Genomic DNA, 22,736 nt, shown 5'->3' on the forward strand with positions numbered 1-22,736 from the left:
CCCGAGCCCCCACCACGGCCGTGGAATTGCCCGATCGCGGTCCGTGCTGTCCGGGCCCCGCCGCGCGGCCCCGTGGGTAAGGTTCAGCAGGGGTCGGGGAGGCCCCGGCACTCGGGATCGCGAAGCAGGTGACGATGTTCAGCAAGGCGACGAGGAGCCGTCCGCCGGCTGCGACGGGGGCGGCTCCCGCGGGGACGGACTGGTCTCCGTACACCCGTCTGGAAGACGCCGCCGGGGTGTACTTCCTGCACGCGGACGTCGCCATGGACGCCATCGCGGGCGTGCTCGGCCGCCGCCGGGTGCGCGGCTTCACCCTGGAGCGGGTGGTCGACCTGACCGAGGCGGGGGCCTCGGTCTGGCAGGAGGCGGCGGTCTGCGACGGCCGGCGGCTGATCCTGTGGCACAGCGAGGAGTTGGCCGACGGCGACGCGCCGGGCGGCACCGTGCTGGACTCGTCGGTGCAGGTGCTGCCGCTGGAGACGATCGGGCACGTCGGCATGCGGACCCTGGTGGGGCGGGACGAGCGCGGGCGGCGGATCGACCGGGGGGTGTACCTGGTGCTGGCCACCGCGATGCCGCACGAGCTGTCGGCGGTGCAGCCCGATCCCGACGCGCCGCTGCAGGTGGCGTCCGCGAAGCTCCGTCCCGAGGCGTTCCGGTTCAGCAAGTCCCTGGACGACGGCGGGGCCGGGCAGATAGCCCGGCTGATCGACTTCGGCCGGCTGCTGGGGCGCCTGGTCCCCGGCTGAACCGGTGCCGCGCGCCGCGGCCCGGCCCGGCCGGCGCCACGCCACGGGCGGGGCCGGGCCGCGGTCGTGCCGGGAACGGGGCCGGGTCGAGCCGGGCCGCTGACCGTGCCCGGAGCCGGGCCGCGTCACCCCAGGCCCGCGCGCTCCATCGCCTCGACGCCCGCGCGCAGCCCGGCGAGCCGCTCCTCCAGCGAGAAGCCGGCCGGTGCGAGGGTCAGGGTGGTGACGCCGGCCGCCGCGTACTGGGCCATGCGCTCGGCGATCCGCTCCACCGGCCCGAGCAGGCACGTGGAGTCGATCAGTTCGCGCGGCACCGCGGCCGCGGCGCCCTCCTTGTCGCCCGCCAGGTACTTCTCCTGGATCTCGGCGGCCTCCTTCTCGTATCCCATGCGCCGGGCGAGCCGGTTGTAGAAGTTCTGCTCGCGGCTGCCCATGCCGCCCACGTACAGGGCGGTGTAGGGGCGGAAGATGTCGGCGAGGGCCGGGATGTCGTCGCCGAGGGCCAGCGGCAGGGTGGGGCAGACGTCGAAGCCGTCCATCGTCAGGCCGGCCTTCTCGCGGCCCGCGCGCAGGTGCCGCAGCGCGGTGTCCTCCAGGTGGTCGGCGGCCGGGAAGATCAGGAGGGCGCCGTCGGCGATCTCCCCGGTCTGCTCCAGGTTCCGCGGTCCGATGGCGGCGATGTAGAGCGGAATGTGCTCGCGCTGCGGGTGAACGGTCAGCTTGATCGGCTTGCCCGGCCCGCCGGGCAGCGGCAGCGTCCAGTGCTCGCCCTCGTACGTCAGCCGCTCGCGGCTCATCGCCCTGCGGACGATGTCCACGTACTCCCGGGTGCGGGACAGCGGCTTGTCGAACCTGACGCCGTACCAGCCCTCGGAGACCTGCGGTCCCGAGACGCCGAGGCCCAGCCGGAAGCGGCCGCCGGACAGGGAGTCGAGCGTGGCCGCGGTCATCGCGGTCATGGCCGGGGTGCGGGCGGGGATCTGGAAGATGGCCGAGCCGACGTCGATCCGCTCGGTCTTCGCGGCCACCCAGGACAGCACGGTGGCCGCGTCGGAGCCGTACGCCTCGGCGGCCCAGCACACGGAGTACCCCAGCCTGTCCGCCTCCTGCGCGACGGCCAGATTGTCGCCGTCCATGCCGGCGCCCCAGTAGCCGAGGTTGATCCCGAGCCGCATGCCAGTCCCCTGTCTACCGATGAGTAACGTCGTCGTCCCCACGGACTGTAGCGGCTCGCCCGGGCCCCGTCGCCTGTCGGGTACGTCACTGCTGCCCATTCGGCCGTCCCGGGCGCTAGCCTCAGCGTCCATGGAGCATAGGCACCTGGGCCGCACCGGGTTGCGCGTGTCCCGTCTCGGGCTCGGCACTCTGACGTGGGGACGCGGCACCGGCGAACGCGACGCCGCCGACCAGCTCAAGGCGTTCTGGGACGCCGGCGGCACGCTGGTCGACACGGCCGACGTCTACGCGGACGGTGGCGCCGAGTACCTGCTCGGCCGGCTGGTCGAGGACCTGGTGCCGCGGGCGGACCTGGTGATCGCCACGAAGGCCGGCAGCGTGCCGGATCCGTACCGGCGGTTCGACACCTCCCGGGGCCATCTGCTGTCCGCGCTCGACGCCTCGCTCCAGCGGCTGGGCACGGACTACGTGGACCTGTGGCAGGTGCACGCCTTCGACCCGGACACCCCGCTGGACGAGACGCTCCAGGCCCTGGACATCGCCGTCAGCTCCGGCCGGGCGCGCTACGTGGGGGTGTCCAACTTCTGCGGCTGGCAGCTGGCCAAGGCGGCGGCCTGGCAGCTCGCGGCCCCCGGCCGGACCCCGCTGGCCAGTACGCAGATGGAGTACTCGCTGCTGCAGCGCGGGATCGAGCGCGAGGTGCTCCCGGCCGCGCTCGACCTGGGGGTCGGCGTGCTGCCCTCCTCCCCGCTGGGGCGCGGTGTCCTGACCGGCAAGTACCGGCACGGCACCCCGGCCGACTCGCGGGGCGGCTCCGAGGACATGGCCGCGTTCGTGGCCCCCTATCTGGACGAGACCGCCCGCCTGATCGTGGACGCGCTGGCCATAGCGGCCGACGGGCTGGCCGTCTCGCCGCTCCACGTCGCCCTGGCCTGGGTCCGCGACCGGCCGGGCGTGACCGCGCCCATCCTCGGCGCCCGCAACGCCGCCCAGCTCACGGCCGCGTTGTCGGTGGAGGCCCTTACTCTTCCGGAAGAGATCTGCCTGGCGCTGGACGACGTCTCGGCGCCGCTGCACCGCTACCCGGACCACGACTGGAGCACTTTGTGAGCCGTGGCTCCACCGCACGACCGGAGGCCCCCACCGTGACCGACCGCCGACCCGCCGACCCGCACGCCCAGGATCCCGGCCAGGCCCCGGCCCCGGACGCCCCGGCGGAAGGCCCGGACGCCCCGCCGGCGAGCGGCAGCGAGGGGGCGGGCCGTTCCGGCGGCGGTGCCGCCCCTGCCCCCGGTGGTCCGGTGCGCCGCCCCGACCTGGCCGGTCTGGCGGCGGCCGTCCGCTCCATCGAACGCGGCGAGAACCCCGCTGCCCCGGCCCCGCGCGGCGACGCGTCCGAGGCCCGCCGACGCAGGCGTGAGGCGATGGCCGCCGAGGCCGCCGAGATGCAGGCGCGGGAGGCGGAAGAGGCGGGCCGGCCGGCGCCGGGCGGCCCCGGGTCGGCGGACCGGGCCACCCCTGACCCGCCGTCACCCGAGCCCCGGCCGGCTGAGGAGGGGGCGGCGGAGCCGGAGGAAGGGGAGGCACCGCCGGACGAGAGCCGGGCGGCGCGCCCGGGTCGGGTCCAGGCGGCGGAAGGCGAAGACGATCAGGCGGGGGAACGGGACGGCGCCCGAGCGGCGAGCGGCACCCGCGCGGCGCGGCCGGGAGACGGCACCGGGACGGCACAACCGGACAGCACCCGAACCGACGACACCACGGACGCCGGACGCACACGCCCCGACGACGCCCGGACCGCACAGCCCACGAACACCCGAGCGGCACAACCGGACAGCACCCGAACCGAGGACACCGCGGACGCCGGACGCACACGCCCCGACGACACCACGGATGCCGGACACGCGCGGGCGCGCGGCTCCCAAGGGGGTGGGGAGCGGCCCGAGCAACAGCAGCGAGCCCGCGGTGGGCCGCCGGCCGCCACCGCGGCGGCCGCTCCCGCTCCGTTCGCCGCGCGGAAGGCTCCCGTGGACCCGCGGGCCGTCGACGCCGCCCGCGTCGCCCTCACCTCGGGCGGCGCGCCCGCCGACCTGGCGGAGCCGGTCGTGCGGCTGCTGGGCGAGGGCGCGGCCGAGGCCCTGCGGGCGGACCCCTGGCTGGTGCTCGGTGTCCCGGGCGTGCGGGTGGAGCAGGCGGACGCCTTCGCGCGGGCCGTGCCGGCCGGGGCGACCGGGCCGGGCGACGAGCGCCGGGCGCGGGCCCTGGTCGGGCACGTGATGGAGCGGGCCGCGCTGGAGGGCCACACCGCGCTGCGCGCCGAGGCGGTGAAGGCCGCCCTGGCCGGTTACGGGGTGCCCGACCCCGACGCGGCCGTGGCCGCGTCCGTGGAGGACGGCCACGTACTGGTCTTCCGCGACGAGTCCGTCCCGCTCCCCGAGCCTCGCGGTGACGACGGGGACGTGGACGAGGACGAGGACACCGCCCCCGTACCGCTGCTGCTGGGCCTGGACCGGTATGCGCTGGCGGAGGAGAGCCTGGCCGACGGCTGCCTGCGCCTGCTGCGGTCCTTCGAGGACGACAGTGACGCCGGGACGTGGGAGAAGGCCGCGGCCTCGGCTCCCTCCGCGTCGGCCGCGCAGCTCATCCGCACGGCGGCGGGCAGCGGCCTGGTGCTGCACACCGGGGGCGAGGCGGCGCGCGCGGAGCCCGCCGCCCTGGTCCGGGCGGCGCGGGCCGCGGGCCTGCGGGCGTACGCGGCGGCGTACACGGACAACGGCCGGCGGCGGCTGGCGGAGGCGGTGGGCGCCGATGCCGCGGTGACCGTCGCGGGCCTGCTGGCCGGCCGGGGCGGGCCGGGCCGGGCGCCGGACGGCAGCCTCGCCCTGGACCTGCTGGCCGTGCTGGACGCCCCCCAGCTGTCCGCCGAGGAGGCGGCCACGCTGGTCGAGGCGGTGCCCGACGGCGCGCGGCTGGTGCTGAGCGGGGACGAGTTCGCGCTGTGGTCGGCGGGGCCCGGCCGCGCCTTCGCCGACCTGCTGGCGAGCAAGGCGTGCCCGCGGGTCACCTCGCGTACCCCCGACCCGGGCCCGATCGGCGAGCTGATCTCGTACATCGGGGCGGGCGAGCTCGCCGCCGTCGACGCCCCGGCCAAGGAGGTCGTGGTCGTCCCGGTGCACGACCCGGCCGAGGCGGTGCTGCGGACGGTCCAGTTGGTGGCCGACTCGGTGCCCCGGGCGATCGGCGTATCCGCCGACCGCACCCAGGTGATCACCCTCGCGCACGGCGGCCCGGCCGGCACGCGCGCGCTCAACGCGGCGCTGAAGGAGCGCCTCAACCCCGGCCCCGGCCGGTTCGGCGGCTTCGACCCCGGGGACCGGGTGGTCCTGGTCACCGGGCCGGGCCATGTGCTGCCCGGCACCGTGGCCGGCGCCGAACAGGCCGGGCTGCGGCTGGAGTTGGAGTCGGGCGGCGGGCCGGGCGAGCCTGTGCTCGTCCCTCGCGAGGACGTGGCGGCGGCGGTCCGGCACGGCTGGGCGCTCACCGGCCACCAGGCCGCGGCCATGCGCTGGCCCGCGGTCGTGGTGGTCGTTCCGGGCGACGCGGGCCCGCTGCTGACCCGCTCCTGGGTCTACACGGCGTTCGCGCGCGGCGAACGCCACCTGTCGGTCGTGCAGGGCGCCGACCAGGGCCTGGCCCGGGCCGTGGCCGGCCCGCCGGCCAGGCTCCGGACGACCCGGCTGAGCTGGGTGCTGCGCGACCTGGTCTCCTGAGGCCGGTTCTCCCGAGGCCAGGTGCGGACGGTCCACGGGCCACTCGTCCCCCGTGGAGCGTCCGCACCGGCCCGGCGGCCCGGTCCGGTCCGGATCGCTCCACTTCGGTCCGGTCAAGTCCGGTCCGGATCGGTCCAGCGCGTCTAGTCCGGGTCGAGCACGCCCAGTTCGTCGTCGAACACGGAGCTCACGTCGAACCGGCAGATCACCTGCTGTGTGTCGGCCTGCTCGAAGGGGGCGTCGAGCCACTCCCCCGCTTCGGCCGGTTCGGCCGCCGCGACCCACAGCGTGGAGTCGCCCTCCTCCAGGCCGAACTCCTTGTGCCGCTGGGCGATCTCGTCCGGCTCGTACTCCCCGAAGACCGCGCCGAGCGCCGCGTTGACGGTCGCGCTCGCCGTGGGGTCGCCGTCGCTCGACCTTCTGGCCTGCGCGAACAGCCGCTCGGGGGAGACGAGGGTGTAGTCGCGGCGGATCAGCACGGTGATCGCCTCGGGCTCCTCGGGTCCGGCGTACTCCGGTGCGGTGTCCGGTGCGGGCACCTCGAACGGAGTCACCTCGTCGTAGGTGTCGTACAGCAACTCGTCATAGGTCTCGGCGGCCGAGGCCAGGGCCTCGAACGCCGCGTAGACGGCGGGGTCGTCCTCGCCGGTACGGTTCTCGATCGCGTCGAGGTGACGGTCGAGGGCGGCCTTGACCGCCTCTACCGCGGCTCGTACATCGGCCGCCGTGGGCTGCACGTCATCAGACATGATGCAGACGCTATCCGCACCGGGGCGTTGCCCGCACAATAGATGCGATGCCGGAATACGAATTCAGAGAGATGTACGTGCCGCGCGGGGTCTCCCGCAAGGAGGCGGCACGGTTGCTGACGGACGAGGCCGAGTACCGCCACTGGGAGCTGGACCGGGTCCGGCTCTACCCGGACGGCAGCCGCCGGGTGCGCCTGCGGCGCCGGATCATCCGCCAACTGCGCGCCACATGGTGACGCACGTCACCTGCCGTGGGGTCCCGCGAGCGTGACGACGGGGTGCCACGCCACCGCCCGCCAGGAGGCGGACCGGGGGCGGGACACCCCGCACCGATGTCACCGGCCGTCGCCGACCGTCATCAGCCGTCGTCGACCGTCATCAGCCTCGTCAGCCGTCGTCAGCCGTTGAAGCACCCGTTCCCGAAGGCGGGGTTCAGCAGGCCGATCACGGAGACGGTGTTCCCGCACACGTTGACGGGCACGTGCACCGGGATCTGCACGACGTTGCCCGACGCCACACCCGGGGAGTGCACGGCGGCACCCTGCGCGCCGGAGTCGGCGGTGGCCAGTCCCGCACCCGCGAGCACCAGACCGCCGGTGGCGACCGCGACGGCGGCAATCTTCTTGATCATGACTTCCTCCTCATGGGACACGATGTGATCCCCAGCCGTGGATCACATGTGTCGTAACGACGATGGAGGAATAGAGCTACGAAAGCACCGGTCCGTTCACCCGTACCGGCGAGCGCGGCCGCCGGTACGGGCACGTACGGTCGAGCGGGCCGTCGCTGTTCGACCCGCCGGGTCGCACGGGCGTACGGCGGGCGGGCGCCGGGCCACCCGCCCGCCCGCGGGTCAGCAGTCGTCGAGGAACCGGTCCAGGACCCGCACCCCGAACTTCAGGCCGTCCACCGGCACCCGCTCGTCCACGCCGTGGAACATCCCGGCGAAGTCCAGCTCGGGCCGCAGCCGCAGCGGCGCGAAGCCGAAGCACCGGATGCCCAGGTCGGTGAACGACTTGGCGTCGGTGCCGCCGGAGAGCATGTACGGGACCGCGCGGGCGATCGGGTCCTCGGCCTTCAGCGCCGACTGCATGGCCTCCACCAGCGAGCCGTCGAAGTCGGTCTCCAGGGCCTTGTCGCTGTGCAGCGTCTCCCGCCTGACCCGCGGGCCGAGGACGCGGTCGAGGTCGGCGAGGAACTCCTCCTCGTACCCGGGCAGGAACCGGCCGTCGACGTGGGCGGTGGCCTGGCCGGGGATGACGTTGACCTTGTAGCCGGCGCCGAGCATCGTCGGGGCGGCGGTGTTGCGCAGGGTGGTGCCGATCATCCGGGCGACGCCGCCGAGCCGGGCGAGGGCCGTCTCCATGTCCTCGGGGTCCAGCTCCACCCCGAAGGCGTCGGACAGCTCGTCCAGGAAGCCGCGCACCGACTTGGTGACCCGCACCGGGAACTCGTGCCTGCCCAGCCGGCCGACGGCCTCGCACAGTTCGGTGATCGCGTTGTCCTTGTTGGTCATCGAGCCGTGGCCGGCGGTGCCGTCCACGGTGAGCCGCATCCAGTGCATGCCCTTCTCGGCGGTCTCGATCAGGTACAGCCGCAGGTTCTCGTTCACGGTGAACGAGAAGCCGCCGACCTCGCCGATCGCCTCCGTGACGCCCTCGAACAGGTCGGGGTGGTTGTCGACCAGGTGGCGCGCGCCGAAGGTGCCGCCGGCCTCCTCGTCGGCCAGGAACGCCAGCACGACGTCCCGCGGCGGCCTGCGCCCGGCGCGCAGCCGGTCGCGCACCACCGCCAGCGTCATGGCGTCCATGTCCTTCATGTCGACCGCGCCGCGGCCCCACACGCAGTCCTCGGCGATCTCGCCGGAGAAGGGGTGCACCCGCCAGTCGTCCGCGTTGGCGGGGACGACGTCGAGGTGGCCGTGGATCAGCAGCGCGGGGCGCGACCGGTCCTCGCCCTCTATCCGGGCGACGGTGGACGCCCGGCCCTGGTGCGATTCGAGGATCCGCGGTTCGAGCCCCACCTCGGCCAGCTTCTCGGCCACGTACTCGGCCGCGGCCCGCTCCCCCGGCCCGGAGTGGTCGCCGTAATTGCTGGTGTCGATGCGGATCAGCTCGCTGCACAGCTCGACGACCTCGTCCTCGCCCGCCACGGCCCGCGCCGCCTGTGACCCGCTCCTCGACTCGCCCACGCCGTCTCCTCCCTCGCCGCTCGCCGACCCGCCCCGACGGGGCGGCCCGGCCTGTCCTGCGCACCCGCGGCCGCGCGGGGACCCGGGTGGGTTCGCGCGGGCGGTGGACGCCGTCCCCATCCTCTCCCGCGACCCCCGCCTCCCCCAAGGCTCCCCGGCCCGGGACCGTGATCCACCTGCCCGGATCTTTGCTATGGTTTACCTCGTCGTCACGGCCCGGAGGCCTGGCGGCACACCCGGTCCGGGTGGCGGAATGGCAGACGCGCTAGCTTGAGGTGCTAGTGCCCTTTATCGGGCGTGGGGGTTCAAGTCCCCCCTCGGACACCAGCGAAAACCCCTGGTCGCCAGGGGTTTTCTGCGTTTTCCCCGGTTCCGGGCACCCGTGGTGCCGTCATGGGGCGACGGCGGCCGGTGGGAACTGCAAGGATGTGCCGCGTCAAGAACAGGCCAATTCAGGGGGGACGATGTCCGACCAGAACCCGTACGCCCACAATCCGCAGCAGCCGCAGAACCCTTACGGCCAGGGCGGTCAGCAGCCGGGTTACGGCTATCCGCAAGGCGAGCAGCCCGCGTACGGGTACCCGCAGCAGGCCGGGCAGGCCGGGTACGGCTACCCGCAGCAGGGCGGCGCCTACCCGCCCCCGCCTCCCGGTTCGTACACCGGCGATCCCAACGCGCCCTACGGCTACGACCCGTACGGCCGGCCGTACTCCGAGAAGTCGAAGGTCACCGCGGGCGTGCTGCAGCTCCTGCTGGGCGGCTTCGGCGTCGGGCGCTTCTACACCGGGCACACCGGCATGGCGCTGGGCCAGTTGTTCACCTGCGGCGGCTGCGGCATCTGGGCGCTGATCGACGGGATCATGCTGCTGGCCGGCAAGGACCAGACGGACGCGCAGGGCAGGGTTCTGCGTGGCTGACGGGCTGCGCCACGCCGCGGCCGGCTCGCCCGTCCGGGCGGGCCGGCCCGGCGGCCCGCTGCGGCATCCTGCCGCCGCGCCGCTGGCCACCCTCGCGGCCGCGGCAGCCGCGTCCTGGTACCTCTACGGCACCGACCCCCACCAGGGCGGCCACTGGCTGCCGCGCTGCCCGTTCAACTGGGTGACCGGCCTGCTCTGCCCGGCCTGCGGCGGCACCCGCCTCGCCTACGACCTGCTGCACGGCGACGTGGTACGGGCCTTCCACGAGAACGCCCTGATGCTCGTCGTCTCCCCGGCCGCCGTGTGGATGTGCGCCCGCTGGCTGTACGAGGGCCTGCGCGGCCGCCGCTGGCGCCCGGTGCTGGGCCCCCGGGCGCAGTACGCCCTGATGGGCGTCGCGGTGGTGTGGACGGTGGTCAGGAACCTGCGGTGAACGGCCCGGCGCCCGGCGGGTGATGAGAGCGCCCGGCGTCGGCGTCGTCAGACGGCGACGACGGTCACCGCGCTGTCCAGGCCCTTGAAGTCGTCCGGGTTGCGCGTGAACAACGGCAGGCCGTGCACCGACGCGATGGCAGCGATCATGAGGTCGAGCCGGCGGGGTTTCGGCAGGCGGCCGGCCGCCAGGGTGAGGGCGACCAGCGTGCCGTACCGGGCCGCGGCGTCGCCGTCGAAGGACAGGGGATCGAAGTCGGCCACGGCCGCCCCCAGCTTCTCCATCCGCGCCGCCCTGACCGCCGGGTCCTTGGCCGCGGCCACCCCTTGCTGCAGTTCGGCGAGAGTGATCGCGGTCAGCTCCGGAACGGCGGGCAACCGCCCGGGGTCGAGCAGGTCCAGGTCGATGTAGGTACAGGTGTCGAGCACGCCGGACGGGTAGCGGTCAGCCACGGCGGCGCTCCCACGGGTCGTCGTCGCCCACCCGCTCCTCGCCGCCGAACAACTCGTCCGCCTCGCGGCGCATGGCCTCGTGGTCGACGCGCGGCAGGCCGCGATGGCGCGCGACGAGTTCCTCCGCGCTCAGCCGGCGCCTGCGCCGCAGGGGCCGCAGCTCGGCGACCTCCACCCCGTTCCGGGTGATGTGATACGTGTCGCCCGCCTCGACCGCGTCCATGACAGCCGCGGAGTTGTTGCGGAACTCCCGCTGCGTGATGGTCTTCATGGATCGAGTGTAGCCCGGCGTGTCTCATCGGGCTACACGACTTCGCTTCGCCGGAGCCGCCCCGACCGCTCCGGGCAGGACCGCTGCTCGGGCCACCCCTCGGGCTATCCCTCCGCCTCCTCGGCGGGGCGGGCCGTGGCGGCGTGCGCGGCCGGGCCGAGGACGGCCTGCAGGCGGCGGGCCGCGTCGATGTGGTCGCCGGTCCAGATGATGCGGACGGCGGTCGCGGTGGCCTGGCCGTGCTCGTCGCGCAGGTCGCGGCGCACGGCCTCGACCAGGCGTCCGTCCGCCGCCAGATCGTGGGGCAGCGCAGCGGGTACGGGGCCGACGCCGTCCAGGCCCGCGGCGAGCCGGTGGTACCAGCGCGTGACGGTGCCGGCGGAGGCCAGCAGTTCGGCGCGTGCGGCGGCGCGTTCGCGGTCGCTGTGGTCGTCCCCGGCGCGCTGCCACAGGCCCAGGACGGCGTCGCCCGCGAGCCGCAGGCCCACGACCCCGGTGACCAGGGTGGACATCTCGGCGAGCGGGACCGGTTTGGGACCGCGCTCCGACAGGTAGTTGCGGAAGGCGTCGTCGAGGCGACGTGCCGCCGCGGCGGCCTGCCGGCCCTCTTCGCGGGGTACGGCGGCCGGGTCGGGGCCCGCCGTGCAGCAGCCCACCGCGTAGTCGACCGCGCCGGCCAGGTAGTCGGCGCTGTCCGCGTACGCCTCGGCCATCGCCTTTCCCACGGCGGCAGCGGCCCCGCGTGGCCAGAAGAACAGGCCGACGACCACGCTGACCGCGACGCCCAGCGCGATGTCCTCGACCCGCAGCAGCCCCACCCGCCACCCGGCGGCCTGGCCGATGTTGAACAGGATCACCAGGGTGACGGTGAAGGCCGCCTGCCCGGCGGCGAAGGAGATCGCGGCCGGGGCGATGCCCGCCACCAGGACGGCGAGCGGCAGCAGGAACCACAGCACGGTGTCGTTGTGGCCGATGAGCTGCAGCAGCGCGCCGCCGACGACGGAGCCGACGACCGTACCGGCCAGGGCGCGTACCGCGTTCTGCCCGGTGTTCAGGGCGTTGGAGCGCAGCACCGACAAGGTGCCCAGGACCACCCAGAAGGAGTGCTGGACGCTGGTGAGGTCCGCGATGAGCACCGCCAGGCCCAGGCCGGCCGCGCCGCGGACGCTGTTGTGCAGCCACACCGAGTGCGGTTCGAGGTGGGCGGCGGCGCGTTCCCTGGCGGACGCCAGCGGGCCGGCCAGCCCGCCGGGCTCGCGGCCGAGCAGCCGGTCGAGCCAGCCGCGGCGCTCGGCGGCGGCGAACAGGTCGACGTTGGCCGCGATCTGCATGACCGCGAAGCTCAGTTCCTGGGCGCGGAAGGACACGTCGAGGGAGCTGAGGAACTCGCCGACCTCGCGATCCTCGCTGTCGTCGCCGGTCGCGGGCCGGTACACCGGCAGGCGGGCGGTGGCCTCGTCCTCCATGGCGTCCAGTGCCTTGCGCAAGCCCTCGACGGCGACCTTGAGGCCGCCGGTTTCCCCGCGCGGGTTCTCCAGCAGGTCGGCGGCCTGGTCCAGAGCGGCTGCCGCGGCGGCCTTCACCGTCAGCGGCCCCGCGGTCGGCTCCGGCCCCTGGTGCGTCTCCGGCGGCGGACCGGTGAGGGCGGCGATCGCGCTGAGCCAGGTGAGTTCGTCGACCAGCCGGACCAGGGCGCGGGCGCCGGTGGACAGCCCGGTGGGCCGGTACGGGGTGGCGTCGAAGGCGCGGCGCAGCCGGTCGGACGCCTCCCGTGCGTCGGCGGCGCCGCGCAGGCACGCGTCCGTGCCGGGCGCGTCCGGGCCGCCGAGCGCGTGCGCCGCGTCGGTCCGCAGCCGCGCGGCCACCGCCCGGCACACCTCGGCGGCGGGCGCGCTCAGCGGGTCGGCGGCGGGCCTCGGCCACAGGACCACGACGGCGATCATGGAGGCGCCGGCGGCCAGTCCGGCGCCTGCCAGCCGGTCGGGCAGCGTGGACAGCGAGGCGGGCAGCGACGCCGGCAGGATGAACGCGAGAAGCAGGGCGGTGGTCGATCCCGCCAGCACGGAACTGACGATTCCGGAGAACAGGACCAGGAAGCCGACGACGACCATGGACGCGACGCTCAGCCACGTCACCCCGGACACCGCGGTGCCGGCGCAGATGAGCGCGGCCCAGGCCACGGACAGCCCGGCGTGCGCGCGCAGCTTCTGCGCCACCGGCCCGGTGAAGTCGACGAGCAGCAGCATGGAGAACGCGCCGAAGGCCGCGAACGTCGCCATGACCGGTGAGCCGATCACCTTGCCGCACAGCGCGAACAGCGCCGGCATCACGATCGCGCTGCGCCCCGCCCTGCGTGTCGCGGCCAGCCCGGGGTCGCGCTTCCTGAGCTGCGCGAGCGTGAACATGTGTGCCGGCTTGTGCATGCGACCGAGTATCGCGCCCCGCGCACGCCGGGGATACCCCCGGCAAATACTCGCGGCAACCGCCCGGCCCTCGCCCCGGCTCCGCTCGTCTCGACCCACTCGCCCCACTCGGCCCGACTCGGCCCCGGGGCCGCGGGCACGCTGCCCTGCCGCGGCAACTCCGTCCCACCGGAGGACGCGGGCACGCGGGCCCGCCGCCTCGATGACCTCACCCGCGTGCCGGGAAACAGGAGCGCCCTTCCCGATGCGTGGCCCGCCCCCCGGGCGCAGAATGAGGAGCGAGCGCAACCGATCGAGCGACGGCGGCACCACATGGCCATCATTTCCCGCGGATTCCGCGGCCGGCCCCGGGACGAGCGGCACCAGCTCCCGCCGGGCCAGTACGAGACGACCGACTTCCCCGTGCTCAGCGCGGGCCCCACCCCGAGGATCGACAAGGACCGGTGGGAGTTCACCATCCGCACCGAGACCGGGACCCGGCACACCTGGGACTGGACGCGCCTGACGGCGCTGGGCAGCGAGCGGCCGACGGTGGACCTGCACTGCGTCACCAAGTGGTCCAAGTTCGGCACCTCCTGGGAGGGTGTGCCGATGGACGCGCTGCTGGAGGACGTGGAGACGACCGCGGACTTCGCGCTCGTCGAGTCCTACGGCGGCTACACGACCAACCTGCCGCTTGAGGACCTGCTGGACGGCCGGGCGTGGATCGTGTACCGGTACGAGGGCGAGGACCTCCCGCCCGAGCACGGCGGACCGGCCCGGCTGCTGGTGCCGCACCTGTACCTGTGGAAGTCCGCGAAGTGGGTGCGCGGCATGCAGCTGCTCCTGGAGGACGAGCCGGGGTTCTGGGAGAGCGTCGGCTACCACGACTACGGTGACCCATGGCGCGAGCAGCGGTATCAGGGCGACTAGGCGACCGGCTGCGCTGGCGGGCGGCCCGGCTGATCGAGCGTCGGCCGGAGTCGGCGCTCGCGTACACGCTGGTCTTCGAGGTGGACGGCTGGCCGGGCCACCTGGCGGGACAGCACGTGGACGTGCGGCTCACCGCGGAGGACGGCTACAGCACGCAGCGCAGCTACTCGCTCGCCTCGGCGCCGGACGGCGACCGGGTGGAGCTGACCGTGCAGCGGGTCGAGGACGGCGAGGTGTCGCCGTATCTCGCGCACGACCTGGCGGTCGGCGACCTGGTGGAGCTGCGCGGGCCGGTCGGCGGCTGGTTCGTGTGGCGGCCGGAGCAGAAGGATCCGGTGCTGCTGGTGGGCGGCGGTTCCGGGGTGGTGCCGCTGATGGCGATGGTCCGCGCGCGCCGCGCGGCCGGCAGCCGTACGCCCTTCCGCCTGCTGTACTCCCTGCGCACGCCGGAGGACCGGCTCTACGGGGCCGAACTGGACCGCGGCGACCCGGGCCTGGACACCGCCTACCTCTACACCCGCGCGACCCCGTCGGCGTGGCGGCGGCCGGCCGGGCGGATCACCGCGGCCGACCTCGGCCGCGACGGCTGGCCGCCCGACTTCGAGCCGGCGGTCTACGTGTGCGGGCCCACCGGCTTCGTCGAGACCGCCGCCGACCTCTTGGTGGCGCTCGGCCACGCCCAGGACCGCATTCGCACCGAACGCTTCGGCCCCAGCGGAGGATGATGATGACCGACCAACCGGTACGGCCGGCCGCGCCCGCCGACACGTACGACGGCCAGGACGCGTACACCGGCCAGTACGAGGACGGGAACGCGCTGGCCGGGGCGCTCCGCGAGATCTTCGCGGCGGAGCCGACGACCGCGCGGGGACGCTGCACCGGCTGCGGCAGTGCCTGGCCGCTGGCGCGGCTGCGCGTCTACACGCGCGCGCCGGGCTACGTCGGCCGCTGCCCGGAGTGCGAGCAGGTGATCCTGCGGCTGGTGCGCACCCCGGCGACGGCGTACCTGGACCTGCGCGGCACCGTCTCGCTGGCCTTCCCGCTCGGCGACGGCTGAGGCGGCCGCGGGGCCGGCCGCGGCCGCCTCAGCCGGTTCCGCTCAGGCCCGGTCGATGTGCACGTTGGTGGACTTCACCCGCGCCACGGCCTCGGCGCCGACCTCCAGGCCGAGTTCCTCGACGGCCTCCCGGGTCACCAGCGACACCAGCCGGTGCGGACCCGCCTGGATCTCGACCTGCGCGGCGACGTCGCCGAGCTTGATCGCGGTCACGATCCCGGGGAAGGCGTTGCGGACTGTGGTCCTCGGCGTCTCCGCCTCGCCCTCGCCCTGCTGCGCCAGTTCCACCGAGAAGGCGGCCAGGTCGCGCCCGTCGACGAGCCGCCGCCCCGCCTCGTCGCGGTGCGTGGCCACCCGCCCGGCGTCCGCCCACCGCCGCGCGGTGTCCGGGCTGACGCCGAGCAGCCGGGCGGCCTGCCCGATCGTGTACGACTGCATGCGCCCACGATAGGCGCCGCCTGCCCGCCCGAGGCGGCGGGTGACGGCCCGCGCCTGCTCGTACCTGCTCGTACCTCTTGGTCCTCGCGGCGGACCGCACCCCGTAAGCTACGGCAGAAGTAACCGTTCAACCGGTTACTCGAAGCCCTGGACGGCAGGAAGGGATCGTCATGCGGATCGTCGTGGTCGGTGCGGGCGGGGTCGGGGGGTACTTCGGTGCCAGGCTGGCGGCCGCGGGCGAGGAGGTCACGTTCGTGGCCAGGGGGCGGCATCTGGAGGCCGTCAAGGCCCGCGGGCTGACCGTGCGCAGCCCGCTCGGGGACCTGCGGGTGCCGGGGGAGGCGGCCGTGCCGAGCCTGGCCGACGTCAAGGACGCCGACCTGGTGATGGTCGCGGTCAAACTGTGGGACACCGAGGAGGTGGCGCGGCAACTGCGGCCGCTGGCGGAGGCGGGCGCGGCGGTCGTCTCGTTCCAGAACGGCGTCCAGATGGACGAGGTGCTGCGGGCCCACCTGCCCGCCGCCTGCGTGATGGGCGGCGTCAGCTACATCTCCGCGTCCATCGAGGAGCCCGGCGTGGTCGTCCACCACGGCACGCTGCAGAAGCTGGTGTTCGGGGAGTACGGCGGCCGGGCCGGTTCGCCGCGGGCGGACGACCTGCTGGAGCGCTGCCTGGCGGCCGGCGTCGAGGCCGAGGTCAGCGCGGACGTCGAACGGGTGATCTGGGAGAAGTTCGTCTTCCTGACCGGCCTTTCCGGCGCCACGTCGGCGGTGCGGCAGCCGATCGGCGTGGTCCGCGCAGCGCCCGGCGCCCGGGCGCTGCTGGCCGGGGTCATGAGGGAGGCGGCGGCGGTCGGCCGGGCCAGGGGCGTCGCGCTCGACCCGGACCTCGCCGACGAGCGGCTCGCGTTCTGCGACACCCTGCCCGCCGCCATGACCTCGTCCATGCACAACGACCTCCTGCGCGGCAACCGCCTCGAACTGCCCTGGCTCAGCGGCGCCGTCAGCCGCCTGGGCCGCGAGTCGGGCGTGCCCACGCCGCGCAACGACGCCGTCGCGGAGATCCTCTCCCCGTACGTCATGGGCGCTCCGCGGCAGGCGGAGTGACCGGGCGCACTTCGTAACCACCGAACCGGTTACCATGACCGCCATGGAAGCCCCGTCGCCGCTCCCCCGCACCCGGGTCACCGCGCACGTGCGGAGCCTGCGCTTCGACGCGGGCGGGCTCGCGCTGAACCTGGTGGCCACGCTCGGGCGGCGCGGCGGCGCCCCGGTGGAGCGGATGGGCACCGTCGCGCTGCTGCGGGAGTGGTGCGCGGGTGCCGGGCTGCGGCCGGCGCGGGAGGCCGTCGGCGAGGCCCTGCTCGCGGAGCTGACGGCATTGCGCGAGGCGGCTTACGACATCGTCCTCGCGCACCTGCGCGGGTCCGTTCCCGCCCTGCCGTCCGTGGCGCTGGTCAACGAGTGCGCGCACACCGCCCCGCCCGCCCCCCGGCTGGAGTTGGGCGAGGAGGGGGTGAGGGCCGAGGAGCAGGCGCTGTCCGGACGCCAGGTGCTCTCGCTCGTCGCCCGCGACCTGATCGAGGTCATGGGCAGCCCGGAGCGCCGCGCCGCGCTGCGCGAGTGCGCCTTCGAGGCGTGCGGGATGGTGTACCTGGACACCACCCCGGGCCGGCGCCGCCGCTGGTGCTCCATGCGGCGCTGCGGCAACACCGCGAAGGCCGCCAAGCACCGGGACCGGGACCGGGACCGGCACCGCGCCCCCGGTCCGGGCCGCGTCCCCGACGCCGTGGCCGGTCCGGGCCGAGTCCCCGACGCCGTCCCCGATGCCGTCCCCGGCCCCGTGCCCGACGCCGATTCCGGGGCCCGGGCGACCGCCCCCGAGTGATTCGCGGCTGTTGCGAGGTGACCGCTTCGGCTCTCCTGCGGTCGTGGGGCAACCCGGACGGCGGCAACATCATCTGTGTACGTGCGGGACGTGCGAGGCGCGAGAGGGCCTGAGCACGGTGGAAGCGGACACGGATGCCGGTGGGGACCGGCGGACAGGACACAGTGGATGAACGACGACGCCGAGCGGCACGGCCTCGACCGGCGGCACTTCCTCGGCGCGGCCGCGGCCGGGGCCGCCTCCGTCGCGGTGGCCGCCTGCGACGCGGGGTCGGGCGGCGGCCCGCACACCCCGACCGGGCCGCCCGCGACCGGACCGGCCGTCACCGAGACCACCGACCGGGGCACGAAGGACTGGCGGATCACCTCGCAGGGACCCCCGGACGCCATCGAGGGCTATGCCGACCAGGTCAGCGTGCTCCCCGGCGAGGAGTTCGCGCTGCACGTGTCCACGACCGCCCCCGGCTTCCGGGTGTCGGCGTTCCGCGTCGGCTGGTACGGCGGCGCGCAGGCGCGGCTGGTGTGGCAGTCGGACCGTGTCGTGGGCCGCAAGCAGGACCGCCCGCGGCTGGTCGTCGCCACCCGTACCGTCAAAGCCGACTGGGAGCCCAGCCTGCGGGTGCGCACCGAGGGCTGGCCGGAGGGCGCCTACCTGCTGCGGCTGGACTCCGAGGAGGGGCACCAGCGGTTCGTGCCGCTGATCGTCCGCTCGGCGAGCGCCGTGGGCAGGACACTGCTGATGCACGGCCCGGCGACCTGGCAGGCGTACAACACATGGGGCGGATACAGCCTCTACCAGGGCCGGGACGGCACCTACGAGCACCGTTCGCACGCGGTGTCCTTCGACCGGCCGTACGCCTCCAGCGGCGCCGAGAAGTTCCTGGTGTACGAGCGGGCCCTGGTGGTGCTCGCCGAGCGGCTGGGCATACCGCTGGCGTACACCACCGGCGTGGACGTCCACCTGGCGCACTCGGTGCTGCGCGGGGCCACCGCCGCGGTCTCGCTGGGGCACGACGAGTACTGGACGCCCGAGCAGCGGCGCTACGTGACCGCCGCCCGCGACGCGGGCACCAACCTGGCCTTCCTGGGCGCCAACACCTGCTTCCGCCGGATCCGCCTGGAGATGGAGCCGAACGGCGCGGTGCGGACCGTCGTCTGCTACAAGACCGACTACCCGGTCGACCCGTACCTCGCCGACCATCCGACGATGGCGACCACCGACTTCCGCCACCGGCCGGGCGCCGACCCGGAGTCGTCGCTGACCGGGGTGTTCTACGAGGGGTTCCCCACCGACGCGCCCTATGTGGTGGAGAATCCCGACCACTGGGTGTACGAGGGCACGGGCGTCCGCCGCGGCGACTCCTTCGACCACCTGGTGGGCGTCGAGTACGACCGGGTCACCCCGCACGCCCCGACGCCCGCGCCGATCGAGATCGTCGCCCACTCGCCCCTGGTGTGCAACGGCAGCCACAGCCACAGCGATTCGGCCTACTACACGGTCCCCGGCGGCGCCGGCGTCTTCGCCACCGGCACCATGCGCTGGGTCGAGGGCCTGATGGCCGGGACCGGCGACGACGGCCGCGACCACGGGCTGGACGCGCGTACCCGCGCCTTCGTCACGCGCACCACCGAGAACCTGCTGCGGGCCTTCGCCGAGGGACCGGCGGCCGAGCACCGGCCGGCCCCCCGGGACAACGTCCTGACGGTCTACGCGACCTGACGGGCCGTCACGAAAAGCGGCCGGCTGTGGCGCGCGCCGCCCGTTCAGTCGCCGGCGTGGCCCCGGGCCGCGACCCGGGCGAGGACCGCCTGCGCCATGGCCTGCTCCCCCTTGGCGTTGGGGTGCGCGGGCGCGGCGGGGGAGGCGGGCACCAGCGGCTCGATCCAGCGGTCCGCGGGCGGCCGGCACATGTCGTGGCCGATGGTGGGGGTGTAGGTGTCCACGTAGGAGTCCCCGTGCAGGTAAGCCTCCAGCCGCAGCATCGCGTTGAGCTTCTTCTCGGTGTCGCGCAGGTACGGGAAGTCCCCGGCGGCGAAGGGCACCGCGGCCGAGGTGCACGGGACGCCGTCGTCGGGCAGCAGGTCCGGGTAGCCGACCACGACGACGCGGGCACGCGGGGCCCGCTCGCGCAGGGCGCGCAGCACCTGGCCGACCTTGGGGGCCGCCTCGACGATGGTGGCCGTGAGCTCGTCGGTGCCGGAGGCCGTGTAGTGCCGCTCGCACGGGCTGCCGGCCGGGTCGGTGGCGGTCAGGCCCGCGCACGTGGCGATGATCGGGCCGAAGCCGATGTCGTTGCCGCCGATCTGGAGGGTGACCACAGTGGTGTCGCGGCCCACCGCGTCGAGTTGGGGGCCGTTGGTGCCCTGCGGCTGCCGCATCTGGACGGTGGTCGCGCCGCCGCAGCTGACGTCGGTGAAGCCGCTCACGTGGTCGGCGGCGGCCACCAGGGAGGGGTAGTTGTGGTCGGAGCGGGCGCAGTTGGCGTCCACCTGGGTGGGTATGGCGGGCCCGGACGTGTACGAGTCGCCGAGCGCGACGTAGCGCACGCCGTGGCCGTGGTGCGCGCCGCGGTCCGGCGCGGCGGTCGCCGGCGCGACCGTGGCCGCGGTCAGTGCCAGCGCGCCGGAGACGGCCGCCATCGCGACACCGACGGTCCTCCTGCCGGCCGGCCCGCCGGTCCGCTTTCCCCGCCCGCCGGTTGTTCCGCTGCGCATGGCGGTTCCCCCCTACTCCTGAGTAGTCCAACGACGAGGACCAAGATTCAGCCGGGCGTTCGACCGTTGTCAATGATTTGGACAGCGGTTTCCCGATCCATGTAACGGACACCCGATACCGTGCCGGGCATGGCCGGCACGGCACCGGGCGCCGGCCCTTCGACGACCCCCGGGGGGGAGCAGATCGTATGACCGAGTTCCTGGTGATCGGCGAGTGCGTCGCCGACATCGTCCGCGTCCCCGGGCTGCCGGATGTGACGCATCCCGGGGGCAGCCCCGCCAACGTGGCCTACGGTCTGGCCCGGCTGGGCCGGTCCACGGCCCTGCTGACGCAGGTGGGGGCGGACCCGCGGGGCGAGGCGATCCGCCGGCGGCTGGTGGCGGCCGGCGTCGAGGTGCTGGGCGACGGCCAGGAGGAGGTGCCGACCCCGACCGCGGTGGTGACGCTGGACGCGCGGGGACAGGCGGCGTACGAGTTCCACATCCGCTGGACGCTGCGGCCGGCCGAGCCGCCCGCCGGCGTGCGGCACGTGCACATCGGGTCGATCGCCGCGGTCACCGAGCCGGGCGCGCGGACGGCGCTGGACCTGGCGGCGCGGCTGCGGCCGGAGGCGACGGTCAGCTACGACCCCAACGTACGGGCCGCGCTGTTCGGTGAGCGCCCGCGGGCGGTGGCCGCGGTCGAGCGGTGTGTCGCCCTCGCGGACCTGGTGAAGGCCAGCGAGGAGGACGTGGCCTGGCTCTACCCGGGCGAAACGGTGCGGACGGTGGCCAAGCGGTGGCTGGCGCTGGGGCCCGCGGCGGTGTTCGTCACCTTGGGGGCGGAAGGGTCGCTGGCCTTCACCGCCGCCCAGGAGGTCAGGGGCGCCGCGCTGCGTACCGAGGTGGCCGACACGGTGGGCGCGGGCGATTCCTTCATGGCGGCGGCGCTGGACGCGCTGGCCGGGCTGAAGCTGCTGGGCTCCGGTGCCCGCCCGGCGCTGGCGGCGCTGCACGACGTGGCCCTGTGCGGGGTCCTGCGGCACGCCTCGACCGCGGCCGCGCTCACCGTCTCGCGTCCCGGCGCGAACCCTCCCGACACGGCGGAGCTGCGGGCGGCGCTCGGCTGACGCCCGCTCACGGCGGACGAGGCGCCGCCCGGTGGGCGCGGGCCGCGGCCGGCGGGGCTCACCACGGCGAGGGCGCGTAGTCCTTCAGGAAGCAGCCGTAGAGGTCCTCGCCGCTCTCGCCGCGCACGATGGGGTCGTAGACCCGGGCCGCGCCGTCCACCAGGTCCAGCGGGGCGTGGAAGCCGGCCTCGGCCAGCCGCACCTTGTCCGGGTGCGGGCGCTCGTCGGTGATCCAGCCGGTGTCGACCGCCGTCATCAGGATGCCGTCGCTCTCCAGCATCTCCTGGGCGCTGGTGCGGGTCAGCATGTTGAGGGCGGCCTTGGCCATGTTGGTGTGCGGGTGGCCGGCGCCCTTGTAGCCGCGGCTGAACTGGCCTTCCATCGCGGACACGTTGACGACGTACTTGCGGCGGGCCGGGGCGGCGGCCATGGCCGGGCGCAGCCTGCTGACGAGGATGAACGGCGCGGTCACGTTGCAGAGCTGCACTTCGAGCAGCTCGACCGGGTCGACCTCGCCGACGGTCTGCACCCAGCTGTTGGTGGGGTCGAGGTCCGGTACGAGCCCGCCGGCGTCGATGGCCGTGCCCGCCTCGACCCGGGCCGGCGAGGCGGACCCGCCGGTCAGCGCGAGGTCGGTGACGTCCTGGGCGGTGAACAGGCCCTCCTTGCGCGGGGAGGGCAGGGCGGCCGCGGTGCGGGCGCCGGAGCCGAAGACGCCGATGACCTCGGCGGCGGGCAGTTCACCGGCCGGCGGCGGCGCGGACTCGGCGGCGACCAGCTCGCTGTAGGCCTGCGGGGAGCGGCGCACGGTCTGGGCGGCGTTGTTGATCAGGATGTCCAGCGGCCCCGCGGCGGCCACCGAGTCGGCGAGCGCGACGACCTGGGCGGGATCGCGCAGGTCTATGCCGACGATCTTGAGCCGGTGGATCCACTCGCCGCTGTCCGGCATGGCCTTGAAGCGGCGGACGGCGTCAGCGGGGAAACGGGTGGTGATGGTGGTGTGCGCGCCGTCCCTCAGCAGCCGCAGCGCGATGTACATGCCGATCTTGGCGCGGCCGCCGGTGAGCAGGGCGCGGCGGCCGGTCAGGTCGGTGCGCGCGTCGCGGCGGGCGCGGTTCTCGGCGGCGCACGCCGGGCACAGCTGGTGGTAGAAGGCGTCCACCTCGACGTACCGGCTCTTGCAGATGTAGCACGAGCGCGGGCGCTGGAGGATGCCGGCGATCTCGGTGGTGACCGAGGGGGCGAGCCTGATGCCGAGCGTCTCGTCGTCGACGCGGTCGGCCGCGCCGGTCGCGGTGGCCTCGGTGACGGCCCGGTCGTGGGCGGTCTTGGCGGCGCGGCGCTCCTGGCGGCGGCGCTGCTTGACCGTGCGGTAGATGCCCGCGGTGGCCCGGCGTACGGCCACGGCGTCGGGATGGTCGACCGGCAGCCGGTCGAGCTCGGCCAGGACGGACAGGCAGATCTCCATCCTGGCGGGGTCTATGCCGGGGT

The 22,736-nt window shown here is 74.8% G+C and carries 23 protein-coding genes and 1 tRNA gene; 14 read left to right on the forward strand and 10 right to left on the reverse strand.

Annotated features, from left to right (window positions below; all coding sequences use genetic code 11):
* Window positions 1-134 precede the first annotated feature (134 nt).
* Window positions 135-749 carry a hypothetical protein gene (locus K7G61_RS06720; protein ID WP_225845878.1) on the forward strand — a complete coding sequence of 205 codons (615 nt, stop codon included), beginning with the start codon at window positions 135-137 and terminating at the stop codon, window positions 747-749.
* A 125-nt stretch (window positions 750-874) separates the two neighbouring features.
* Here K7G61_RS06720 and K7G61_RS06725 read toward each other — a convergent pair whose 3' ends face one another.
* Window positions 875-1,924, reverse strand: a complete 1,050-nt coding sequence (locus tag K7G61_RS06725; RefSeq protein ID WP_225845730.1) for an LLM class F420-dependent oxidoreductase — start codon at window positions 1,922-1,924, stop codon at window positions 875-877.
* Between the two features lie 130 nt (window positions 1,925-2,054).
* On the opposite strand from K7G61_RS06725, the gene K7G61_RS06730 reads away from it, so the two are divergent.
* Window positions 2,055-3,035, forward strand: a complete 981-nt coding sequence (locus tag K7G61_RS06730; protein WP_225845731.1) for an aldo/keto reductase — start codon at window positions 2,055-2,057, stop codon at window positions 3,033-3,035.
* Between the two features lie 35 nt (window positions 3,036-3,070).
* The gene (locus K7G61_RS06735) at window positions 3,071-5,692 is read left to right on the forward strand and encodes a helix-hairpin-helix domain-containing protein (protein ID WP_308190595.1); all 2,622 of its coding nucleotides are present in this window, start codon (window positions 3,071-3,073) and stop codon (window positions 5,690-5,692) included.
* 143 nt (window positions 5,693-5,835) lie between these two features.
* Here K7G61_RS06735 and K7G61_RS06740 read toward each other — a convergent pair whose 3' ends face one another.
* Window positions 5,836-6,441, reverse strand: coding sequence for a hypothetical protein (locus K7G61_RS06740; protein ID WP_225845732.1), 606 nt, complete (start codon window positions 6,439-6,441; stop codon window positions 5,836-5,838).
* 47 nt (window positions 6,442-6,488) lie between these two features.
* On the opposite strand from K7G61_RS06740, the gene K7G61_RS06745 reads away from it, so the two are divergent.
* The gene (locus K7G61_RS06745; protein ID WP_225845733.1) at window positions 6,489-6,677 is read left to right on the forward strand and encodes a DUF5703 family protein; all 189 of its coding nucleotides are present in this window, start codon (window positions 6,489-6,491) and stop codon (window positions 6,675-6,677) included.
* Between the two features lie 161 nt (window positions 6,678-6,838).
* On the opposite strand, the gene K7G61_RS06750 is transcribed toward K7G61_RS06745, so the two are convergent.
* Together K7G61_RS06750 and K7G61_RS06755 are read right to left on the reverse strand one after the other, a co-directional pair.
* Window positions 6,839-7,072, reverse strand: a complete 234-nt coding sequence (locus K7G61_RS06750) for a chaplin (protein ID WP_225845734.1) — start codon at window positions 7,070-7,072, stop codon at window positions 6,839-6,841.
* Between the two features lie 222 nt (window positions 7,073-7,294).
* The gene (locus tag K7G61_RS06755; protein WP_225845735.1) at window positions 7,295-8,632 is read right to left on the reverse strand and encodes a M20/M25/M40 family metallo-hydrolase; all 1,338 of its coding nucleotides are present in this window, start codon (window positions 8,630-8,632) and stop codon (window positions 7,295-7,297) included.
* A 239-nt stretch (window positions 8,633-8,871) separates the two neighbouring features.
* Here K7G61_RS06755 and K7G61_RS06760 point away from each other — a divergent pair.
* From K7G61_RS06760 to K7G61_RS06770, 3 genes are all read left to right on the forward strand, one after another.
* A tRNA-Leu gene (locus tag K7G61_RS06760) sits at window positions 8,872-8,959 on the forward strand.
* A gap of 137 nt (window positions 8,960-9,096) precedes the next feature.
* Entirely contained in the window at window positions 9,097-9,549 is a 453-nt protein-coding gene (locus K7G61_RS06765) for a TM2 domain-containing protein (protein ID WP_225845736.1), read from the forward strand.
* The gene (locus K7G61_RS06770) at window positions 9,542-9,982 is read left to right on the forward strand and encodes a DUF2752 domain-containing protein (RefSeq protein WP_374204071.1); all 441 of its coding nucleotides are present in this window, start codon (window positions 9,542-9,544) and stop codon (window positions 9,980-9,982) included. The genes K7G61_RS06765 and K7G61_RS06770 overlap by 8 nt, the downstream gene beginning before the upstream one ends.
* Window positions 9,983-10,029: 47 nt before the next feature.
* On the opposite strand, the gene K7G61_RS06775 is transcribed toward K7G61_RS06770, so the two are convergent.
* The 3 genes from K7G61_RS06775 to K7G61_RS06785 form a co-directional block, all read right to left on the reverse strand.
* Window positions 10,030-10,410 (reverse strand): type II toxin-antitoxin system VapC family toxin, encoded by a 381-nt coding sequence (locus tag K7G61_RS06775; RefSeq protein WP_374204079.1) that lies wholly within the window; start codon window positions 10,408-10,410, stop codon window positions 10,030-10,032.
* A gap of 16 nt (window positions 10,411-10,426) precedes the next feature.
* Window positions 10,427-10,705 carry a type II toxin-antitoxin system Phd/YefM family antitoxin gene (locus K7G61_RS06780; protein WP_225845738.1) on the reverse strand — a complete coding sequence of 93 codons (279 nt, stop codon included), beginning with the start codon at window positions 10,703-10,705 and terminating at the stop codon, window positions 10,427-10,429.
* Between the two features lie 104 nt (window positions 10,706-10,809).
* Window positions 10,810-13,128: an FUSC family protein gene (locus K7G61_RS06785; protein WP_225845739.1), complete on the reverse strand. Its 2,319-nt coding sequence runs from the start codon at window positions 13,126-13,128 to the stop codon at window positions 10,810-10,812.
* A 312-nt stretch (window positions 13,129-13,440) separates the two neighbouring features.
* On the opposite strand from K7G61_RS06785, the gene K7G61_RS06790 reads away from it, so the two are divergent.
* The 3 genes from K7G61_RS06790 to K7G61_RS06800 are packed head-to-tail and all read left to right on the forward strand — an operon-like array spanning window position 13,441 to window position 15,097.
* Window positions 13,441-14,040: a molybdopterin-dependent oxidoreductase gene (locus K7G61_RS06790; protein ID WP_225845740.1), complete on the forward strand. Its 600-nt coding sequence runs from the start codon at window positions 13,441-13,443 to the stop codon at window positions 14,038-14,040.
* Window positions 14,010-14,765 (forward strand): ferredoxin reductase, encoded by a 756-nt coding sequence (locus K7G61_RS06795; protein ID WP_225845741.1) that lies wholly within the window; start codon window positions 14,010-14,012, stop codon window positions 14,763-14,765. The genes K7G61_RS06790 and K7G61_RS06795 overlap by 31 nt, the downstream gene beginning before the upstream one ends.
* A gap of 2 nt (window positions 14,766-14,767) precedes the next feature.
* Window positions 14,768-15,097, forward strand: a complete 330-nt coding sequence (locus K7G61_RS06800) for a DUF6510 family protein (protein ID WP_225845742.1) — start codon at window positions 14,768-14,770, stop codon at window positions 15,095-15,097.
* A 42-nt stretch (window positions 15,098-15,139) separates the two neighbouring features.
* Here the strand turns inward: K7G61_RS06800 and K7G61_RS06805 are convergent, their stop codons facing one another.
* Window positions 15,140-15,535, reverse strand: a complete 396-nt coding sequence (locus tag K7G61_RS06805) for a molybdopterin-binding protein (protein WP_225845743.1) — start codon at window positions 15,533-15,535, stop codon at window positions 15,140-15,142.
* 170 nt (window positions 15,536-15,705) lie between these two features.
* On the opposite strand from K7G61_RS06805, the gene K7G61_RS06810 reads away from it, so the two are divergent.
* From K7G61_RS06810 to K7G61_RS06820, 3 genes are all read left to right on the forward strand, one after another.
* Window positions 15,706-16,641, forward strand: coding sequence for a ketopantoate reductase family protein (locus K7G61_RS06810; protein WP_225845744.1), 936 nt, complete (start codon window positions 15,706-15,708; stop codon window positions 16,639-16,641).
* 43 nt (window positions 16,642-16,684) lie between these two features.
* Window positions 16,685-17,422, forward strand: a complete 738-nt coding sequence (locus K7G61_RS06815) for an ABATE domain-containing protein (protein WP_225845745.1) — start codon at window positions 16,685-16,687, stop codon at window positions 17,420-17,422.
* Window positions 17,423-17,590: 168 nt separating this feature from the next.
* Window positions 17,591-19,141, forward strand: coding sequence for a N,N-dimethylformamidase beta subunit family domain-containing protein (locus tag K7G61_RS06820; RefSeq protein ID WP_225845746.1), 1,551 nt, complete (start codon window positions 17,591-17,593; stop codon window positions 19,139-19,141).
* A gap of 44 nt (window positions 19,142-19,185) precedes the next feature.
* Here the strand turns inward: K7G61_RS06820 and K7G61_RS06825 are convergent, their stop codons facing one another.
* The gene (locus K7G61_RS06825; protein WP_374204072.1) at window positions 19,186-20,136 is read right to left on the reverse strand and encodes an SGNH/GDSL hydrolase family protein; all 951 of its coding nucleotides are present in this window, start codon (window positions 20,134-20,136) and stop codon (window positions 19,186-19,188) included.
* Window positions 20,137-20,324: 188 nt separating this feature from the next.
* Here K7G61_RS06825 and K7G61_RS06830 point away from each other — a divergent pair, with 188 nt between their 5' ends.
* Window positions 20,325-21,245, forward strand: coding sequence for a carbohydrate kinase (locus K7G61_RS06830; RefSeq protein ID WP_225845747.1), 921 nt, complete (start codon window positions 20,325-20,327; stop codon window positions 21,243-21,245).
* A 58-nt stretch (window positions 21,246-21,303) separates the two neighbouring features.
* On the opposite strand, the gene K7G61_RS06835 is transcribed toward K7G61_RS06830, so the two are convergent.
* Window positions 21,304-22,713 carry an SDR family NAD(P)-dependent oxidoreductase gene (locus tag K7G61_RS06835; RefSeq protein WP_225845748.1) on the reverse strand — a complete coding sequence of 470 codons (1,410 nt, stop codon included), beginning with the start codon at window positions 22,711-22,713 and terminating at the stop codon, window positions 21,304-21,306.
* Between the last annotated feature and the right edge of the window lie 23 nt (window positions 22,714-22,736).

Source organism: Streptomyces sp. HPF1205 (genome assembly GCF_020400825.1).
GTDB lineage: Bacteria > Actinomycetota > Actinomycetes > Streptomycetales > Streptomycetaceae > Actinacidiphila.

Coding starts and splice junctions, on each gene's coding strand:
- K7G61_RS06720 (WP_225845878.1), top strand. CDS start 135: ATGTTCAGCAAGGCGACGAGGAGCCGTCCGCCGGCTGCGACGGGGGCG.
- K7G61_RS06725 (WP_225845730.1), bottom strand. CDS start 1,924: ATGCGGCTCGGGATCAACCTCGGCTACTGGGGCGCCGGCATGGACGGC.
- K7G61_RS06730 (WP_225845731.1), top strand. CDS start 2,055: ATGGAGCATAGGCACCTGGGCCGCACCGGGTTGCGCGTGTCCCGTCTC.
- K7G61_RS06740 (WP_225845732.1), bottom strand. CDS start 6,441: ATGTCTGATGACGTGCAGCCCACGGCGGCCGATGTACGAGCCGCGGTA.
- K7G61_RS06745 (WP_225845733.1), top strand. CDS start 6,489: ATGCCGGAATACGAATTCAGAGAGATGTACGTGCCGCGCGGGGTCTCC.
- K7G61_RS06750 (WP_225845734.1), bottom strand. CDS start 7,072: ATGATCAAGAAGATTGCCGCCGTCGCGGTCGCCACCGGCGGTCTGGTG.
- K7G61_RS06765 (WP_225845736.1), top strand. CDS start 9,097: ATGTCCGACCAGAACCCGTACGCCCACAATCCGCAGCAGCCGCAGAAC.
- K7G61_RS06780 (WP_225845738.1), bottom strand. CDS start 10,705: ATGAAGACCATCACGCAGCGGGAGTTCCGCAACAACTCCGCGGCTGTC.
- K7G61_RS06785 (WP_225845739.1), bottom strand. CDS start 13,128: ATGCACAAGCCGGCACACATGTTCACGCTCGCGCAGCTCAGGAAGCGC.
- K7G61_RS06790 (WP_225845740.1), top strand. CDS start 13,441: ATGGCCATCATTTCCCGCGGATTCCGCGGCCGGCCCCGGGACGAGCGG.
- K7G61_RS06795 (WP_225845741.1), top strand. CDS start 14,010: ATGGCGCGAGCAGCGGTATCAGGGCGACTAGGCGACCGGCTGCGCTGG.
- K7G61_RS06800 (WP_225845742.1), top strand. CDS start 14,768: ATGACCGACCAACCGGTACGGCCGGCCGCGCCCGCCGACACGTACGAC.
- K7G61_RS06805 (WP_225845743.1), bottom strand. CDS start 15,535: ATGCAGTCGTACACGATCGGGCAGGCCGCCCGGCTGCTCGGCGTCAGC.
- K7G61_RS06810 (WP_225845744.1), top strand. CDS start 15,706: ATGCGGATCGTCGTGGTCGGTGCGGGCGGGGTCGGGGGGTACTTCGGT.
- K7G61_RS06815 (WP_225845745.1), top strand. CDS start 16,685: ATGGAAGCCCCGTCGCCGCTCCCCCGCACCCGGGTCACCGCGCACGTG.
- K7G61_RS06820 (WP_225845746.1), top strand. CDS start 17,591: ATGAACGACGACGCCGAGCGGCACGGCCTCGACCGGCGGCACTTCCTC.
- K7G61_RS06825 (WP_374204072.1), bottom strand. CDS start 20,136: ATGCGCAGCGGAACAACCGGCGGGCGGGGAAAGCGGACCGGCGGGCCG.
- K7G61_RS06830 (WP_225845747.1), top strand. CDS start 20,325: ATGACCGAGTTCCTGGTGATCGGCGAGTGCGTCGCCGACATCGTCCGC.
- K7G61_RS06835 (WP_225845748.1), bottom strand. CDS start 22,713: ATGGAGATCTGCCTGTCCGTCCTGGCCGAGCTCGACCGGCTGCCGGTC.